The sequence below is a fragment of the Halorubrum salinarum genome (genome assembly GCF_013267195.1).
Lineage (GTDB): Archaea > Halobacteriota > Halobacteria > Halobacteriales > Haloferacaceae > Halorubrum > Halorubrum salinarum.
Map to the genome: position 1 here is coordinate 1,955,981 of NZ_CP053941.1, position 16,789 is coordinate 1,972,769.

Genomic DNA, 16,789 nt, shown 5'->3' on the forward strand with positions numbered 1-16,789 from the left:
TTCCCCCCGCACGCCCACCAGCCACGCGTGTACCTCGGCGTCGACGAGGCCGGCAAGGGGCCCGCCCTGGGACCGATGGTGGCGGCGGCGGTGCTCGCCGACCCCGCGAGCCTGCCGGCCGACGTGGACGACTCGAAGCGCGTCGCGCCGGCTCGCCGGGAGGCGCTGGCCGCGGCCCTCCGAGACGACCCGGCCGTCGCCGTCGGCGTCGCCCGCGTCGAGTCCGCCGAGATCGACCGGCCGGACACCGACATGAACACGCTCACCGTCCGCGGACAGGCGCGGGCGGTCCGGGCCGCGCTCGCCGACCGTCCCCCGGAAGTCGCCGAACCGGTCCGCGTCGTCGCCGACGCGGGCGACACCAGCGAGGAGCGGTTCGCGGAGCGGCTCGCGCGCTTCGTCGCCGAGGGCGGCGAGGCGGACTCCGCCGCGGGGGCCGACCGCGTCCCGTCGGTCGACGTGACCGCCGCCCACGGCGCCGACGAGGACGACCCCGTCGTCGGCGCGGCGAGCGTCGTCGCGAAGGTGGAGCGGGACGCCGCGATGGCCGCGATCGACGCCGCGTATCCAGCGTACGACGACCTCGGCAGCGGCTACCCGAGCGACCCGGCCACCAGGGCGTTCCTCGCGGCGTACGTCGGCGACAACGGGGCGCTGCCGGGCTGTGCGCGAGCGTCGTGGGCGACCTGCGAGGACGCGCTCGCCGCCGCCGAGCAGTCGGCGCTCGACGAGTTCTGACCGCCGCGCCGAGGAAAATCAGGTCCGACCGCCGCGCCGAAGAAAAATCGGATTTCGCCCGCCGCGCGGGCGCCGCGGGATTCACCGCCGCGTCAGAGGAAGAATCCCTTGAACGCGTTGATGACCGCCCACTTGAGCTGTTCGATAGGCTGGCCGCTCTCGCCGCTGATGGCGATGTCGTCGTTCGCCACCGCGTCCCGGAACGCCGTCGCCGGGTCGTCGGCGTCGACGATCCCCCGGATCGTCTCACGGTCGGTCGTTATCTTCCTGACGGCGTCGTCGCTCGGGCTCTCCGACAGTCCGGTGATGCGGTTCCGGTCGTCCATCGTCACCGCGTAGGTGACCGTCGAGTCGCCGTCCTCGACGTAGATGTTGCTGGTCCCCGCGAGGTTGATCGGCCCGAGGTTGATGCCGTCGACGTTGTCGTTGTACGTCGGCACCATCTCCTCCAGCGACTCGTACAGGTCGTCGCCCGACGACTGCGCGACCGCGCCGCCGGTGGCGGCGACGAGGGGCAGCAGCGCCACGGCGAGCACGAACGGACCGCGTGTGAGCTTCATTGCTACCGTGAGGCGCCGTGAGTATATAAACGGTTCAGGAGACCGCGTCTCCCGCCCGACGGGCGCGATTCCGCCTCGCGCACGCGGCAGCGCCGGCTTCAGAACAGTCCGGCCGCGAATCCGCCGACCGCCCCCACGAACGTCTCCCACACCGAGAAGCCGGTCGCGATCGCCAACACGGTGTCCGCGCCGAAGAAGGCGAACAACAGCGCGGATCCCAGGTGCGCGAGCCGCATGTCGATCCGGCCCGCGAACGTGTGGAAGAAGTACGCGTTCGCGAGGCTCACCGGGACGATCGCGAGCATCTCGCCGACCCAGATGGCGGAGGTCGCGCCGTACTGGACGCTCAGCCCGATGGTCACCAGCTGGGTCTTGTCGCCGAACTCGCCCGTCGCGGTGAGCGCGAAGATGGGCAGGAAGCCGCCGAGGGACCCGGAGTACCTGTCGAGCGGTCCGGGGAGCGAGAGCTCCTCGAACGGGTCGCCCCCGTCATCGTCGCGCTCGGCCGCGGGGGACGCGCCGCGCGGCGGCGCGGAGCGGTACAGGGCCGCCGCGAAGGCGAAGAACAGCGTCGCGGTCACGGCGTCGAGCGCGACCGGCGGGAGCGCCGACTGGAGCGCCCGGCCGAACGCGATCTCGACCGCGGTCCAGCCGGCGAACGCCGAGCTCGCGGCGGCGACGACGACCTTCGGGTCGTACTTCGTCGCGAGCCCGGCGATCATCAGTTGGACCTTCTCGCCGGGCAGCACCGCGAGCTGGGCCACGAGGGCGACGACGACGATCTCGGCGTAGCCGGGCATGCGTCACTCGCCTCCTCTCTGTCGGCGGGCCGGCGTGGGACCCCGGCCGACGCCGGCTCGGCTCACCTGACCGTCAGCAGGCGACGCAGGATGTCGCCGTACGCCGGGCGGGTGATCAGCACGCCGACCAGCACGCCGAGGACGGTGAAGATGGCGAACCCGGAGAGGTCGCCGAGCGACAGCACCATCAGCGGCGACATCGCGATGATGGTCGTCGCCGCCGCGGCGCCGATGACCCAGAACGCCCGCCGGAACCGGGAGTCGAACACCTTCCGGGAGTTCACGTCGCCCTCGCTCATCACCTCGTCGGCGATGATGACGAGGTCGTCGACCCCGGTCCCGACCACCGCGATGAAGCCGGCGATCACCGCGAGTTCGAGCGGGTAGCCGAGCAGCGCCGCGAAGCCGAGGAGCGCGTACACCTCCGTCAGCGCGGTGACGATCATCGGGAGGGCGACGCGGGGCTCGCGGTAGCGGAGGAACACCATTCCGGAGACGGCGAACACGGAGAGGACGCCGATGATCAGCGAGTACGTCCGGAAGTTCTCCCCCTGCGAGGCCGAGATAGACGAGGAGGTCCCTTCGCCGCTGATGTCGAGGTCGGCCGGGAGCGCGCCGGCGCGGAGGTTCAGCGAGATGGTCTGCGCCTCCGCGAACTCGCCGGTCGTGAGGCGGAAGTTCCCGGTGTCGGCCCACGAGCCAGCCGCCATGCTGTCGGCGAGGCCGGGGTCCATCCCGAAGGAGTTGACGACCTCTCCGTCGACGACGAGCAGGAGACACGGGTTCCGGTCGCCGTTCACCACTTCGATGTCACCGGTCTCGGGGTTGTACCCGCACCGGTCCGCCTGGGTCTGGTACGCGTCCTGGAACCCGCGCTGGGCGACGGCGTCTTGGAAGCTGTGCGCCGGCGACTGGCCGTTCTCGGCGGTGTTCCGGACGGTGACCGGCACGTACGCACCCGTGCCGCGGTCGCTCTGTGCCGCGGTCCCGATCTCCTCGAAGTCGTCCTGGATCAGCGCGCCCTCCTGAACGGCGGTCCCGTTGCCGTCGGGGTACGCGATGTCGATCCGGACGGTCCCGCGCTCTTCGAGGAGGTCGATAACCTCCTGGCGCCCCTGTCCGGGCACCTCGACGAGGATGAAGTACTCGCCGGTGATCGACTGGACCTGCTGGACGCTCCCGCCCGAGAGGCCCGCCTCGTTGATCTTCCCTTGGATGACCTCCATCGTCTCGTCGCGGGTCTCTTGGGTGACGCCCTCGCGGATGTCGCCGTACTCGTACCCGCTCGCGTCCATCGCCGCGCGGAACTGGGACTCGGTCACGGACGGCTCCGTGACCTCCACCGCGCCCTCCTCGGGGACGACGCCGACGTTCCGGACCGACGCGTTGTCGAGCTCGGCCGCGACCGCCTCGGCGACCGTTCCCGGGGTGTCACCCCCGAACGCCACGTCCGTCGCGGTGTATCCCGACAGCGGCGCGCGGACACGCGTCCCGCCGGCCAGGTCGAGCCCGTACTGGAGGTTCGTGATCCCCTGGCGGGCCTCGCTCGCGTTCTCGCCGGGCGCCGGCTCCGGCCCGAACCCGGGGCCGAACAGCGTCACCGTCGACCCGACCACGACGAGGACGAGCAGCAGGATCCGCCAGTTCTCCTTGATCGGTTCGAGCATTACCGGGCCACCCCCTCGAACTTGTACCAGCGAAGCAGCGAGACGTTCAGCAGGTACGTGTTCATCAGGTCGGCACAGAGGCCCACCGAGAGGATGATCCCGATGTCACGGAGGAGCCCGACCCCGAACACCGAGGCGACGACGGCCATCACGACCATCGCGGCGATGGAGGTGAGCGTCATCGTCACCCCGGTCCGCATCGCGCGGCTGACCGACTCGTAGAACTCGCCGGTCCGGCGCAGCACGGAGTCGTTCAAGAGGATGTCCGAGTCGACGCTGTACCCGATGATCATCAAAAGCGCCGCGATCGTTCCGAGCGTCATCTGGATGCCGAGGAGGTTCATCGTCGCGATCGGTATCACGAGGTCGGAAAACGCGGACGCGACGACCGCGATGGAGGGAACGAACGTCCGGAACAGCGCGAACACCAGCACGCTCATCCCGAGGAACGCGAGCGCCACGCCGAACAGCGCGGTCCGCGCGGTGTCGCTCGCGAAGCTCGGCGACACCTGGTCGACCGCGGTCGTCGTCAGGCCGGCCGCCTCCGCCTGGTCCTGGAGGTCGTTCGCGAGCCCCTCCGGGTCGTCCTCGGCCGCCTGGAACGTCACGACGACCACGTCGTCGCCGGGGATCGTCCGGACCGAGTCGGGCTCGCGGTCGAAGGCCGTCCGGATCTGCTGTTCGACGTCCCCGTTCGCCTCGTCCGCGACTCGCAGCTCGACGCCGCCGGTGAACTCCAGTCCGAGGTTCGCCGGCGCACCGGTGGCCACGACCCAGCCGCCGATGATCGCCAGCGCGAGGACCAGAAAGGCGAGCGGCACCGCCGCGAGCTGCCGGTTCGAGTAGTCGGTGTAGTTGACCTCCGGCACCTCGATCGCTACCATAAATACCGCTTCCTCCGCGGGCGCGAATAAGCCTTCTTATCTGGGTGGCTGCGGCCTCTCGTCCGACGGTCCACGGGCTCGATACCGCGGCCGCTCGGCCCATTCAGAACGGCACTCCCGCTCGGCGGAAACGGTCCGCCGAGTCCGGCGGCGACTGAGCGACCGGGGCGCTCGCCGGGCCTACGGGAGGTACCGCACGGCGACGACGCCGGGCTCCGACCGGATTTCGACGCGGTTCACGCCGAGCCGGGCCGCGCGCGAGAGCGTCCCCTCGCGGTCGTCGATCACGTCCGCGACCGCCGCCTCCGTCTCCGACTCCGGCGGCGTCAACACGTGGACCTCGCCGACGCCCGCGCGCTCCTCGCGGGAGAGCTCTCCCGTCGCGGTCTCCGCGGCGAGCTCCCGCTCGTGGACGGTCGGCGGCTCCGGGCTCTCCTCTATCGACAGCGACCGGCGCTCCGCGACCTCGATCACCTGATAGGTCACCTCCATCGGCGGGTCCGGGGCGACGGTCGCCTCGACGGCGTCGTCGACGTCGAGGCCGGGGTTCGAACTCAGCGTGTGGACCTGTCCGTCGTGGACGTCCTTCAGCACGGCCGAGTCGCTCTCGACGTGCGTGACGAGGAACGTGCTCTCCTTCTCGTCGGTCATTGCGTCCGGGTAGTCGCTCCGGCGCCTTGCGGCTTTCGAGCCGCGACCGGCGGGGCGCCGCTCACGCAGAGCCGCCGCCCTCGGTCGACTCGGCGGGGTCGGGGGAGCCGTCGGCGGCGCCGCCGCGGAGCCGGAAGTGCGTCGCGAAGACGGCGAGCCCGGCCGCGACCGGCGGGCCGAACCCGGCGAGCTGCGGGAGGTCGTACAGCGCGTTGACGATCAGGGAGTCGCTCGGGTCCCGGAGCCCCTCGGGCGCCGAGATGATCATCCCGAGGTACAGCGAGAGCAGGAAGAGGAAGCCGGCGACGCCCATCCATCGGTCGTACGTCGCCGCGACGCGGTCGCCGCGGCGGTGGCGGCGGGCGACGAACAGGATCGGCGCGAGCAGCGGTCCGACGGCCGCGAGGCCGGCGACCACGTACAGCGACCGCGAGAAGAGGAACGTCCCTCCCTGCGCCGAGGCGGTCTCGCCCATCCAGACGACCAAGGCGAGGGTGACGACGAGCGCGACGAACCCGGCGGCCAGCGCGCCGAGCGCGGCGTACGCGCGCATGGTCCACGACTCGGTCGCGCGGAACGCGTAGGGGATCGCGCCGAACACCCCGCGGTAGCTGTCTGCCATCACCCGTGGTAGGCGCGTCGGCGAATTAAACCCCTCGTCGGCGGGAAGCCATTTATACGCGCGGCCGGATCGACTCGACGTGGGTCTCTACGACGCGTACCTCGCGACGCGCCACCGCCTCCACGACGCCGAGCCGCCGGCGCACGTCGCCCTCGTGCTCACCGAGCGGGACCTCCTCGCCGACGGCGCCTTCGACACGCTGTCGTCGGCGATCGGCTGGGCGTTCGAGTACGGCGCGGAGCGCGTCACCGTCTCGGTCTCCGTCCTCGACCGCGCGGTCGCCCCGACGCTCGTCCGGGAGCTACGTCGGCTCGACGCGCCGGAGCGGACCGTGGTCCGCGGTCCACAGGCCGACGAGGTGGACGGCGGGAGTTCGGATGCCGCGACGGACCGGGGCGCGGACGCGGTACCGGAATCCATCGACGCGCCGGTGAGGATCCTGGTCGGGCTCGGGGGCAAGGCGGAGTTCGCCGGCGCGGTCCGCGAACTGGCCGGCGACGTCGCCGACGGCGAGGTGAGCCCCGAGGCGATCGACGAGACGGACATCGCCGAGCGGCTGCTGTTCCCCGAGGAGCCGGACCTCGTGATCAAGACCGGCGCCGAGCGGCTCTCCGACTTCGCCATCTGGCAGTCGGTGTACGCGGAGCTCTACTTCACCGACGTGAACTGGCGCGACTTCCGCCGGCGCGAGTACCTGCGCGCGGTGCTGGACTTCCAGGACCGCCAGCGCCGCTTCGGCAGGTGACCGACCCAGCCCGGCGCCGCCGCCCCCGACCTACCAGACGAACCTGAAGAGCACGGCGAACGTCACCAGCGCGCCGACCGTCGAGAGGATCGGCACGACGTTCTGCATCAGCACGACGCGCGCGCTCGTCCCGGGATTGAACAGGTCGGACGCGGAGGGCACGTCGCTCGCGTCGCCCTCGCCGATCTCCGGCATCTCGTCGGCCGCCAGCGCGCCGACGGAGACGGTCGGCTCCTTCTCGCCGCTTATCCCCTGTCGCACGGTCACCGTGCGGGTCGCCCGTCCCCAGCCGAGCCCGACGATCGACATCGTCGCGATGATGACGAACGAGGCGGGGATGCCGACCGCCGAGAGGCTGATCACGATCCCCGAGGAGACGACCGCGACGACGATGGCGGCCGTCAGCGGGAGGTCGGTGATGTCGTTGCCGAGCGTGTCGAGCGTCCGCCGGGCGATGGTGAACGCGCCGACCGCGACCGCCGCGCTCCCGAGGAGGATCATCGGCGTCATCTCCACGCCGTCGAGCGCGACGAGCGGCGCGATGGCGTTCGCGATGTTCGAGGTGCCCGAGGAGAACGCCATCAGACAGCCGATGGAGATGACGACGACTCCGCCCGTCAGCTCGCGCCGCGTCGTGTTCGGGCCGAGGACCGGCCGCGGGATCAGCCCCGACCGGTCGAGTTCGAACAGCGCGCCCTCGGTGCTCTCGATGGCCACCCAGCGGTCGATCGCCGAGTAGAAGTAGCGGCCGACGACGCCCGACACCCAGAACCCGATGATCGGCGCGACGAGCCACCAGATCGCGATCTCGCCCATCACGGCCCAGTCGAGGGTGTTCGTCGCGATCCCGAGCCCGGCGATGGCGCCGACCGCCGTCATCGACGTCGACGCCGGCACCCCGGCGAAGTTGCCGACGAACAGCGCGCCGCCGATGAAGAAGAGGACGATGATGCTCGTCTCCAGCGTGAACACGTTCGCGCCGGTGACGAGGTCCTCGCCGAGGGTGGTCACCACGCGCTGCCCCAGCGTCCCCGCGCCGACGAAGAAGAACACCGACATCAGCGCCGCCGCGCCCGCCTTCGATATCACGTCCGCGCCGACCGCCGGCCCGAACGCCGGTCCCGTCGTCGCCCCACCGATGTTGTATCCGACGAACGCCGCGACCGCGACGCCGACGAGAAGAAGCGGCTCAACCATATACCCGAACAGAACACACACGCGCTGTTAAACGGACGGGGTCTGCCGCTGACGGGCCCGCCCATCGGCGATGACATCTGCGCGGTTCGATCGGGGGACGCGCTGTCCGCACACAGATGTCTCTCGGTGATTTTGCTCACATCGTTCGCAAAAAGCACCGGCCGAGACTCTCGCGAGCGCAGCGAGCGAGAGTCAGGTCGGGGGACGACTGAAAGGAGTGCACCGGCCGAGATTTGAACTCGGGTTGCAACCATGGCAAGGTTGCGTGATACCACTACACTACCGGTGCGTGCTTCGCATCCCGCAATTGAACGGAGACTCACTTAAGTCTGTCACATCGGGACGGCGGGCGGACGCGGTCGGCGCTCGCCGCGCCGGTCACCGGTCGCGCAGTCGGGCGATGTCCCCCGCGTGCGTGTCGTGAAGCTCGGCGAACGCCGCGGCCTCCGCCCGTTCCTGCGCCTCGCCCTCGCGGCGGTCGCGGATCCGGCGTTTGATCGCCGCGAGCGCGTCGGCCTCGCCCGCCGCGATATCGTCGGCCACCGAGCGCGGGTCGTCGACGACGCGCGAGACGAGCCCGGTCCGCAGCGCCGCCTCGGCGTCGAGGACCTGCCCCGAGAGCGCGAAGTCGAGCGCCTCGCCCTCGCCCATGACGCGCGGGAGCCTGACCGTGCCGCCCCACGCGCCGAACAGCCCGAGCGAGACGCCCGGCTCGCCGAGCGTCGCCCGCGGGGTGGCGACCCGGACGTCCGCCGCCAGCGCCAACTCGACGCCGCCGCCGCGGGCCGGGCCGTCGATCCCGCAGACGACGACTGACGGCGACTCCTCGACGGCGGCGACCGCGCGCTGCCCCCGCCGCGCGAACGCCTCCGGGTCGTCGAGCGCGGCGACCGCGTCGAGGTCGGCGCCCGCGCAGAAGGCGTCGCCGGCGCCGCGGAGGTACGTCACCGGCGGGGCGTCTCCGTCCGCGGGCGCTTCGAACGCCTCGCGCAGGGCGGTCAGGTCCGCCGGCCGGAGCGCGTTGCGCGCCTCGGGGCGGTCGAGCGTGACGACGCGCACGTCGCCGTCGGTTCGGGTTCGGATCACGAGACGGAATCCCGTTCGTTTCCAAAGGTCTTTGCCCTTCGCTCGTCTACGAAACGACAATGGACGATGCCGCGCGAGCGCGTGACGCCGCGCGCGAGGCGCTCGCGGACGTCGAACCCGAACAGCTCCGCGAGGCCCTCGACGCCCGGATCGGCGACGCGGCGGTGACCCCCGGCGTGCTGGCGCTGGTCACCGCCCGCGCGCTGGAACCGGCCGTCGACCTCGGGGACGTGGCCGACCGCGCCGCGGGCGTGCAGCTCATCTACAAGGGGCTGCGCCTCACCCGGACGGTCGCTCACGACGAGCCGTGGGTGACGGCGCCGACCGCCGCCGCCGACATCGACGCGGACATGGACATCCTCGCGGCCGACGTGCTCGTCTCCCGCGGCTTCTCGCTTCTGGCCTGTACCGACGCCGCCCGGCCCGCCGTCGACGTGGTGCGCGCGTTCGGCCGCGACCAGACGCTCCGCGACCGCGAGGACACGGACGCCGAGACGGCGGCCGAACTCGACCGCAATCTGGAGGTGGACGCGATGGAGCTCGCCGTCGTCGCGGGCACCACCGCCGTCGGCGGCGACCCGCCCGCGGAACTGCTCGAATACGCCCGCGACCTCGCGGCCGACTGCGACGGCGAGTTTCCGCCCGCGGGCCGCGCGCTGCCCGAGGCGACCGCAGACCGCATCGCCGACATCTCGGAGCGGGCCGTCAGCGCGACCGACCGGTGACCCGCGCGGCGACCCTCCGCGACGGCGCGGGATTCCCCGACGCCGCGCCGCCGGATCGAAACCCATAAAGTCGAATCCGGTCAACGACTGATTGCGCGCCTGGGTAGCTTAGCGGTAAAGCGCGTCCTTGGTAAGGACGAGACCCCGAGTTCAAATCTCGGCCTAGGCTTCCTCCCCTCCTCGCTTCCCGAGCGACCTCGCCGGCTCGATGGCCGTCCGTTCCGGGACTCGATCGCCACGCCGCAGTACGCGCTTTTTTGTTCTCCACGCCGCGACCGACACACCACATGGGCAAACACGAACGCGCGTGGGTCGAGGCCACCGAGCGGCTGACCGCGCGGCTCGCGAACGGCGCGGACCCGGACGAGGAACTGGTCGAGGCGGGCCGGCCCGACCTCGCCGAGGCGCTGGCCGACCGGCTCCGGAGCGACTTCCCGGACGCGACCGCGGTGCGCCACGCCGGCAACTCCTACGACTCGCTCGGCGACCTGATCGTCGAGACGCCGGACGGCGAGACGTTCGTCGAGGCCAAGTTCGTCGCCAGCGGCGGCACGCGGGCGAACCTCGGGCAGGACACCCTGACGGAGTTCGGCCTGTTCGAGGACGCCACCGCGTGGAGCGACTTCCGCGAGGAGATCGGCTTCCCCGAGGACCGCGAGGCCCTGCTGCGGGAGTTCGACGGCTACCCGGACGACGTCCGCGACTGGTCGTACAAGTCTGCGGTGTACGACCGCGCGAAACACCTCAAGAACGTCCTCGACGTGTCCCGGGGACAGAACACGGGCTCGCGGGCGGACGAGGTGCTCGCCGACCCGGACGCGACGGAGAAAGAGCGCGAGGCGGCCCGGATCGTCAACGCGATCCTTGAGCTCGACCGCGAGGAGAAGCTGGCCTACTTCGACCACCTCCGCGAGGCCGAGCAGAACCCCCGCAACGTCGAGACGTTCGCGCACCTGATCGTCTGCGGCTACCACACCGCGGACGCGCTCGACGAGCACTTCGACGACGACCTCAAGGACATCAAGCGGCTGCTGGAGACGGACTCCTACCGCCTCTACGAGGTGAACAGGAACAGCGGAGCGGTGAGCGTCGAGAACCCCTCGGCGCTGCTCGCCGGCTTCGAGTGGGAGGACACGCGCGTCGAGATTCCAGATGACGGGACCTCCGTGAGCGTGGTGACGGGCCCGCCGGGGAACCGGCGGCGCGTGCTGAACATCGCGTACAACTGGAAGAACAAGTTCCAGGGGATCCAGACGCCGTCGATGAACGTCTTCGTCCCCGAGGCGTAGGGCCGCCCGGAGGCGCCGCGCCCGCGGCGCGACCCCCGCCGACCCGCACGCTTTTGCGCTCGGACGCCAAGGGTCGACCATGCAACGCGGCCGCCGGAAGCCGGACTGGCTGAAGTCGCGCCCGCCGTCCGGGAGTCGGTTCACCGAGATCAAGTCCACCCTCCGCGACCACGACCTCCACACGGTCTGCGAGGAGGCGAACTGCCCGAACATGGGCGAGTGCTGGTCGGGGCAGGACGGCCCCGGCACGGCGACGTTCATGCTGCTCGGCGACCGCTGCTCGCGCGGGTGTAACTTCTGTGACGTCGAGACGGGCGGGATGGAGCCGCTCGACCCCGACGAGCCCGCGAACGTCGCGGACGCGGTCGCCGAGATCGGACTCGACTACGTCGTCTTGACCTCCGTCGACCGCGACGACCTCGCGGACGGCGGGTCCGCGCAGTTCGCCGAGACGATACGCGAAATCAAGCGCCGCGACCCTGAGGTGCTCGTCGAGACGCTCATCCCGGACTTCCAGGGCGACCCGGAGGCGATCCGGCGGATCATCGACGCGGAGCCGGACGTGATCGCGCACAACGTCGAGACGGTCGAGCGGCTCCAGTGGCCGGTCCGGGACCGGCGCGCGAACTACGAGCAGTCCCTGTCGGTCCTCGATCAGGTCGACCGCGAGTCCGACATCCACACGAAGACGAGCCTCATGCTCGGCGTCGGCGAGTACGACCACGAGGTGTACCGGACGCTCGGCGACCTCCGCGAGGTCGGCGTCGACGTGGTCACCTTCGGCCAGTACCTCCAGCCCTCGCGCTCGCACCTCGACGTGTTCGAGTACGTCCACCCGGACGTCTTCGAGACGTGGCGCCGGGTCGCCGAGGAGGAGTTCGACTTCCTCTACTGCGCGTCGGGCGCCATGGTCCGGTCGTCGTACAAGGCGGGCGAGCTGTTCGTCGAGGCGCTGCTGCGCGAGGGGCGGTCGCCGGAGGCGGCGCGGCGCCACGCGCGGGCGGCGGGCGGCGACTGACGCTCCGGCCCCGTCAGAGCTGTCAGGCGGTTTCGAGGATTCTTGTCCGAACAGCGAGTTATTTACCTCTCGGTGACTCACCCTGGGTCAGTGAGACGTACACATGGGAACAACTGACTCGTCGATCGTCGACTCGGCGCGGGCCCGGCCGGGGCTTCTCCTCGTCACTCTCCTCGGCGGCCTGCTCCTCGTCGACCTCGCGGCGAAGCTCGCCGGGGTCGGCCTCGGCCCGATCGGTGGGTCGATCTCGGTCGACCGGCTCGGCTCGAACCTCTGGAACGGCGTCGTCATCGGCCTCGTGATCGGGCTCGCGGGAATCGGGCTCTCGATGACGTACAGCATCCTCTCGTTCGCGAACTTCTCGCACGGGGACCTCGTCAGCGTCGGCGCGTTCTCCGGGTGGGGCGTGGCGTTCCTGATCGCGGGGTTCGGCGACGTGCCGGTCCGCGCGCTCCTGACCGTCCGCGACGCGGGGAACGCCTCGCCGGGCGACATCGGCGCGCACATCCTCACGACGCCCGCCGCCATCCTCGTCGGGCTGGTGGCGGCGTTCGTCGTCACCGCGCTGCTCGCGGTGGCGCTCGACCGGGGGTTCTACAAGCCGATGCGCGACCGCGACGGGATCGCGCTGCTCATCGCCTCCATCGGCGCGGCGCTCATCGTCCGGTACCTGCTCCAGTTCGGCTACGGCTCCGACCGGCGCGGGGTCACCGCCAGCGTCGAGCAGTCGAACCTCGCGTTCGACCCGCTCGGGCTGTCGGTGAACGCGCACGAACTCACCATCCTCGTCGCCGCGGTCGGGCTGATGCTCGCGATGCACGGAATGCTCCAGCACACGAAGCTCGGGACGGCGATGCGGGCGATGGCCGACAACAAGGACCTCGCGCTCATCACCGGCATCCCGGCCGAGCGAGTCGTCACCGCGACGTGGATCATCGGCGGCGGGCTCGCGGGCGCGTCCGGCTACCTCTACGTCCTGCTCCGCGGGACGATCCAGTTCGACTTCGGCTGGCTCCTGCTCCTGCTGATCTTCGCGGCCGTGATATTGGGCGGGATCGGATCCGTCTACGGCGCCATCGCCGGCGGCCTCGTCATCGGCGTCGTGTTCACCACCTCGACGATCTGGATCCCGTCCGACTTCAACCAGGCCGCGGCGTTCGGCGTGATGATCCTCATGCTCCTGTTGCGCCCCGAGGGGCTCTTCGGCGGGGTGACGACGACATGAGCGACGCCGACGCGCCCGGCGACTCCGGGTCCGGACCGAGCGCGCCCGAGGCGCCCGAGAGCGCGATGGCGGCGCTCGCCGAGGCCGCCCGGGAGAGCGACCTCGGCCTCGTCGTCGGGACGCTGCTCGCGATCTACGCGGCCGCGACGCTGCTGACGTTCACCGACGGGCTCAACAGCGTCGTCGGGCTCATGGAGACGCTGACGTTCCTCGGGATCGTCTACGCGCTCACCGCGCTCGCCCTGAACCTCCAGTGGGGGTACACCGGCCTGTTCAACATCGGCGTCGCCGGCTTCATGGCCGTCGGCGTCTACACGATGGGGATGGTCGTCCGCTCGCCGGACCCCGCGTTCGGCCCGCCCGGACTCGGCCTGCCGCTCCCGGTGGGGATCGCCGCGGGCGTCGCGATGGCGGCCGTGCTCGGCGCCGTCGCCGCCCTGCCCGCGCTGCGGCTCAAAGCCGACTACCTCGCCATCGTCACGCTCGGGCTCTCGGAGATCATCCGCCTGTCGCTCCAGTCGAGCGCCTTCGACAACTTCCTGCGCGACACGGTCGGCGCCGGAACGGGCGGCGGTCGCGGGATGGGCATGCCCGACAACCCGGTCCGCGAGCTGTTCCTCGTCGACGGGCAGGCGGGGACGCCGACCGCGTTCGGCGAGTTCGTCTTCGGCGTCTTCGGCGCCGACGGGCTCGGCATCTCCAACCCGATCCTCATCGGCTGGGGGTACATCGCCGTCCTCGCCGCCTTCCTGGTCGGGTTCTACCTCCTGGTCGAACGCCTCGGCCGCTCGCCGTTCGGCCGGACGATGAAGGCGATCCGGGAGGACGAGCTCGTCGCCGACTCGCTCGGCAAGGACGTGAACCTCGTGAAGATCAAGGTGTTCGTCATCGGCTGTGCCCTGATGGGGCTCGCGGGCATCCTCTGGTTCGGCAGCCAGGGGAACGTCTCGCCGACGCCGCAGTTCCGCCCCCTGCTCACGTTCTACGTGTTCATCGCGGTGATCATCGGCGGGTCGGGGTCGAACACCGGCTCGGTCCTCGGCGGCATCGTCTTCGCCGCGGTCCTGTTCGAGGGGCCGCGCCGCGTCGGCGGGGTCGTCCGCGGGCTCATCGACGCGGAGACGCCGCCGTCGTTCGCCGACGCGGTCGTCTCGCTCGACCCGGTGACGTTCCTCGCGTACGCGACCGACAACATCGCGCCGCTCCAGTTCGTCTTCCTCGGGCTGGTCCTGGTGTTCATCATCCACCGGCGCCCGGAGGGGATCCTCGGCGACCGGATCGAGACGGCCGCGGCCGTCGACCTCTCGGAGCGGCCCGACGGGGGTGAGGCCGATGAGTAGCGACGTTCCGGAGGCGGACGACGCGGCCCGGGTCGCCGACGCGGTCGACGCGGCGGACGCCCCCGAGGACGAACCCGAGGCGAACGACAGCGCGGTCGAGGAGGCCGCGAAGCACGTCCCGTCCGGGGCGCCCCCGCTCCGCGTGGAGGGGCTCGTCAAGCGGTTCGGCGGCGTCACCGCCGTCGACGGCGCCTCCTTCGAGGTCGAGGCCGGGTCGCTGACCGGCCTCATCGGGCCGAACGGCGCCGGGAAGTCGACCACGTTCAACTGTATCACCGGCGTCCACGAGCCGACCGCGGGCACGGTGACCTTCGAGGGCGAGGACATCACCGGGCTCAGGCCCCACGAGATCGCGCGCAAGGGGCTGGTTCGGACCTTCCAGATCGCCCGGGAGCTCTCCGAGATGACCGTCCTGGAGAACCTCATGCTCGCGCCGCAGGGCCAGGTCGGCGAGTCCGCGATCCGGGCCGTGACGCCCGGCCTCCGCGGCGCGGTGATCGAAGAGGAGACCGACATCCGCGAGCGGGCCTGGGAGACGCTGGAGTTCTTCGAGATCGACCACCTCGCGCACGAGCACGCGGGGAACCTCTCCGGCGGCCAGCGGAAGCTGCTGGAGATGGCCCGCGCGCTGATGACCGACCCCGAGATGGTGCTGCTCGACGAGCCGCTCGCCGGGGTCAACCCGACCCTCCAGGAGAAGCTCTTGGACCGGGTCCACGACCTGCGCGCGGACGGCTACACCTTCCTGCTCGTCGAACACGACATGGACGTCATCATGAACAACTGCGAACGCGTCATCGTCATGCATCAGGGCAGCGTGCTCGCCGAGGGGACCGGCGACGAGATACGGAACGACGAGCGGGTCATCGAGGCGTACCTGGGTGAGGACCTATGACCGCCGACGGCGCGGCGGGCGAGGCGGCGGACGCCGACGAGCCGGCGGCAGACGCGGCCGCCGGAACGACCCACACGATCGACGGGGACGCGATCCTCCGGATCCGGGACCTCGACGCCGGCTACGGCGACCTCCAGATCCTCTCCGACGTGGCCCTCGACGTCGCCGACGAGGAGTACGTGACCATCGTCGGCCCCAACGGGGCCGGCAAGTCGACGGTGATGAAGACCGTCTTCGGGCTCACGACGCACATGGGCGGCACCGTCGAGTTCGAGGGGGCGCAGATCCAGGGGCTCGCGCCCGAGCAGATCATCCGCGAGGGGATCGGCTTCGTCCCGCAGACGGACAACGTGTTCCCCGGGCTCAGCGTCCGCGAGAACCTTGAGATGGGCGCCTACATCCTCGACGAGGTGCCCGAAGACCAGATCGAGACGATCTACGACCGGTTCCCGATCCTCCGGGAGCGCAGCGACCAGAAGGCGGGGACGCTCTCCGGCGGCCAGCGGCAGATGGTCGCGATGGGCCGGGCGCTCATGCTCGACCCGGACCTCCTGCTGCTCGACGAGCCCTCGGCGGGGCTCGCCCCCGACCTCGTCGCCGACATGTTCGACCGGATCGACCGGATCAACGAGAGCGGGACGGCCGTGCTGATGGTCGAACAGAACGCGAAGGAGGCGCTGCGCCGCTGCGACCGCGGCTACGTGCTGGTGAACGGCGCGAACCGCTACACCGACCGCGGCGACGTGCTGCTCGCCGACGAGGACGTGCGGCGCGACTTCCTCGGCGGGTGAACCGCGGTCGACCGCGGCTCGCGCGACTCTGAACGGCGTCGATGACGCCGCTCGGGGAAGGCTTATCAGGTGCGCCGTCGCAGTGAGGCCGTGCCCTCTCGACGAGCGGTCCTCGGCGCTGTCGGCGTCGCGGCGGTCGGCTCGCTCGGCGGCTGTTCGCGCCTCTCCTCCGACGCCGAGCGCGTCGGGCTGACCGTGTTCAACCAGACGGACGCGACCTACACCGTCGAGATAGGATTCTTCGACGACGACGCCCCGGAGCCGGCGGCGCGGGCGTACGAGTCCGCCCTCGACGTGGGCCCCGGCGGCGAGGCGGCGCGCGACGCGGTCGCCGAGGTCGGGCGGTACCTCGTCCGCTACCGGGCCTACGAGGACGGGTCCAGGCTGACCGATCAGGGCAACGTCCACTTCGTCCCCGACGGCGACGGGAGCGAGCGGCTCACCTTCGACGTTCGAGAGTCGGGCGTACTGACGACGCGGTGACGACGCCCTCCGTCGCGCGGGCGAGCGCCGCGGCTCACGTCGGATGAAAAATCGGGGAAAGGTTCGGTCGGTT

General features: G+C 71.0%; 18 protein-coding genes and 2 tRNA genes. 11 read left to right on the forward strand and 9 right to left on the reverse strand.

Annotation, left to right across the window (positions count from 1 at the left end):
- The first annotated feature begins 27 nt into the window (after positions 1-27).
- Positions 28-738: a ribonuclease HII gene (rnhB, locus tag HPS36_RS09955; RefSeq protein ID WP_173230024.1), complete on the forward strand. Its 711-nt coding sequence runs from the start codon at positions 28-30 to the stop codon at positions 736-738.
- A 92-nt stretch (positions 739-830) separates the two neighbouring features.
- Here the strand turns inward: rnhB and HPS36_RS09960 are convergent, their stop codons facing one another.
- The 6 genes from HPS36_RS09960 to HPS36_RS09985 all read right to left on the reverse strand — a co-directional run bounded on the left by HPS36_RS09960 (position 831) and on the right by HPS36_RS09985 (position 5,922).
- Positions 831-1,298 carry a hypothetical protein gene (locus tag HPS36_RS09960; RefSeq protein ID WP_173230025.1) on the reverse strand — a complete coding sequence of 156 codons (468 nt, stop codon included), beginning with the start codon at positions 1,296-1,298 and terminating at the stop codon, positions 831-833.
- Positions 1,299-1,396: 98 nt separating this feature from the next.
- Positions 1,397-2,098: a TMEM165/GDT1 family protein gene (locus tag HPS36_RS09965; RefSeq protein ID WP_173230026.1), complete on the reverse strand. Its 702-nt coding sequence runs from the start codon at positions 2,096-2,098 to the stop codon at positions 1,397-1,399.
- Between the two features lie 62 nt (positions 2,099-2,160).
- Positions 2,161-3,765 carry a preprotein translocase subunit SecD gene (locus HPS36_RS09970; RefSeq protein ID WP_173230027.1) on the reverse strand — a complete coding sequence of 535 codons (1,605 nt, stop codon included), beginning with the start codon at positions 3,763-3,765 and terminating at the stop codon, positions 2,161-2,163.
- Entirely contained in the window at positions 3,765-4,649 is an 885-nt protein-coding gene (gene secF / locus HPS36_RS09975; RefSeq protein WP_173230028.1) for a protein translocase subunit SecF, read from the reverse strand. The genes HPS36_RS09970 and secF overlap by 1 nt, the downstream gene beginning before the upstream one ends.
- A 180-nt stretch (positions 4,650-4,829) precedes the next feature.
- Positions 4,830-5,300, reverse strand: a complete 471-nt coding sequence (locus HPS36_RS09980) for a DUF5812 family protein (RefSeq protein WP_137717709.1) — start codon at positions 5,298-5,300, stop codon at positions 4,830-4,832.
- Between the two features lie 61 nt (positions 5,301-5,361).
- Entirely contained in the window at positions 5,362-5,922 is a 561-nt protein-coding gene (locus HPS36_RS09985; RefSeq protein WP_173230029.1) for a hypothetical protein, read from the reverse strand.
- A 79-nt stretch (positions 5,923-6,001) separates the two neighbouring features.
- Here HPS36_RS09985 and HPS36_RS09990 point away from each other — a divergent pair, with 79 nt between their 5' ends.
- Complete coding sequence (locus HPS36_RS09990; protein WP_173230030.1) at positions 6,002-6,667, forward strand: undecaprenyl diphosphate synthase family protein; 666 nt, start codon at positions 6,002-6,004, stop codon at positions 6,665-6,667.
- A 30-nt stretch (positions 6,668-6,697) separates the two neighbouring features.
- Here the strand turns inward: HPS36_RS09990 and HPS36_RS09995 are convergent, their stop codons facing one another.
- From HPS36_RS09995 to HPS36_RS10005, 3 genes are all read right to left on the reverse strand, one after another.
- The gene (locus tag HPS36_RS09995) at positions 6,698-7,864 is read right to left on the reverse strand and encodes an inorganic phosphate transporter (protein WP_173230031.1); all 1,167 of its coding nucleotides are present in this window, start codon (positions 7,862-7,864) and stop codon (positions 6,698-6,700) included.
- 218 nt (positions 7,865-8,082) lie between these two features.
- Positions 8,083-8,153, reverse strand: a tRNA-Gly gene (locus tag HPS36_RS10000).
- A gap of 89 nt (positions 8,154-8,242) precedes the next feature.
- Positions 8,243-8,950, reverse strand: a complete 708-nt coding sequence (locus HPS36_RS10005; RefSeq protein ID WP_173230032.1) for an enoyl-CoA hydratase/isomerase family protein — start codon at positions 8,948-8,950, stop codon at positions 8,243-8,245.
- Positions 8,951-9,009: 59 nt separating this feature from the next.
- Here HPS36_RS10005 and HPS36_RS10010 point away from each other — a divergent pair, with 59 nt between their 5' ends.
- The 9 genes from HPS36_RS10010 to HPS36_RS10050 all read left to right on the forward strand — a co-directional run bounded on the left by HPS36_RS10010 (position 9,010) and on the right by HPS36_RS10050 (position 16,716).
- Entirely contained in the window at positions 9,010-9,675 is a 666-nt protein-coding gene (locus HPS36_RS10010) for a DUF7114 family protein (protein WP_173230033.1), read from the forward strand.
- 97 nt (positions 9,676-9,772) lie between these two features.
- Positions 9,773-9,844 (forward strand) — tRNA-Thr (locus HPS36_RS10015).
- A gap of 118 nt (positions 9,845-9,962) precedes the next feature.
- Positions 9,963-10,964 (forward strand): hypothetical protein, encoded by a 1,002-nt coding sequence (locus HPS36_RS10020; protein ID WP_173230034.1) that lies wholly within the window; start codon positions 9,963-9,965, stop codon positions 10,962-10,964.
- Positions 10,965-11,043: 79 nt separating this feature from the next.
- Entirely contained in the window at positions 11,044-11,982 is a 939-nt protein-coding gene (gene lipA / locus HPS36_RS10025) for a lipoyl synthase (RefSeq protein WP_173230035.1), read from the forward strand.
- A 103-nt stretch (positions 11,983-12,085) separates the two neighbouring features.
- Positions 12,086-13,207 carry a branched-chain amino acid ABC transporter permease gene (locus tag HPS36_RS10030; protein ID WP_137717701.1) on the forward strand — a complete coding sequence of 374 codons (1,122 nt, stop codon included), beginning with the start codon at positions 12,086-12,088 and terminating at the stop codon, positions 13,205-13,207.
- A complete protein-coding gene (locus HPS36_RS10035; RefSeq protein WP_173230036.1) occupies positions 13,204-14,547 on the forward strand; it encodes a branched-chain amino acid ABC transporter permease in 1,344 nt (447 codons plus the stop codon). The genes HPS36_RS10030 and HPS36_RS10035 overlap by 4 nt, the downstream gene beginning before the upstream one ends.
- A complete protein-coding gene (locus HPS36_RS10040) occupies positions 14,540-15,442 on the forward strand; it encodes an ABC transporter ATP-binding protein (protein WP_137717699.1) in 903 nt (300 codons plus the stop codon). Before HPS36_RS10035 ends, HPS36_RS10040 begins: the two co-directional genes overlap by 8 nt.
- Positions 15,439-16,233, forward strand: a complete 795-nt coding sequence (locus HPS36_RS10045) for an ABC transporter ATP-binding protein (RefSeq protein ID WP_235681694.1) — start codon at positions 15,439-15,441, stop codon at positions 16,231-16,233. Before HPS36_RS10040 ends, HPS36_RS10045 begins: the two co-directional genes overlap by 4 nt.
- Positions 16,234-16,323: 90 nt before the next feature.
- Positions 16,324-16,716, forward strand: coding sequence for a hypothetical protein (locus HPS36_RS10050; RefSeq protein ID WP_173230037.1), 393 nt, complete (start codon positions 16,324-16,326; stop codon positions 16,714-16,716).
- Positions 16,717-16,789: the final 73 nt, after the last annotated feature.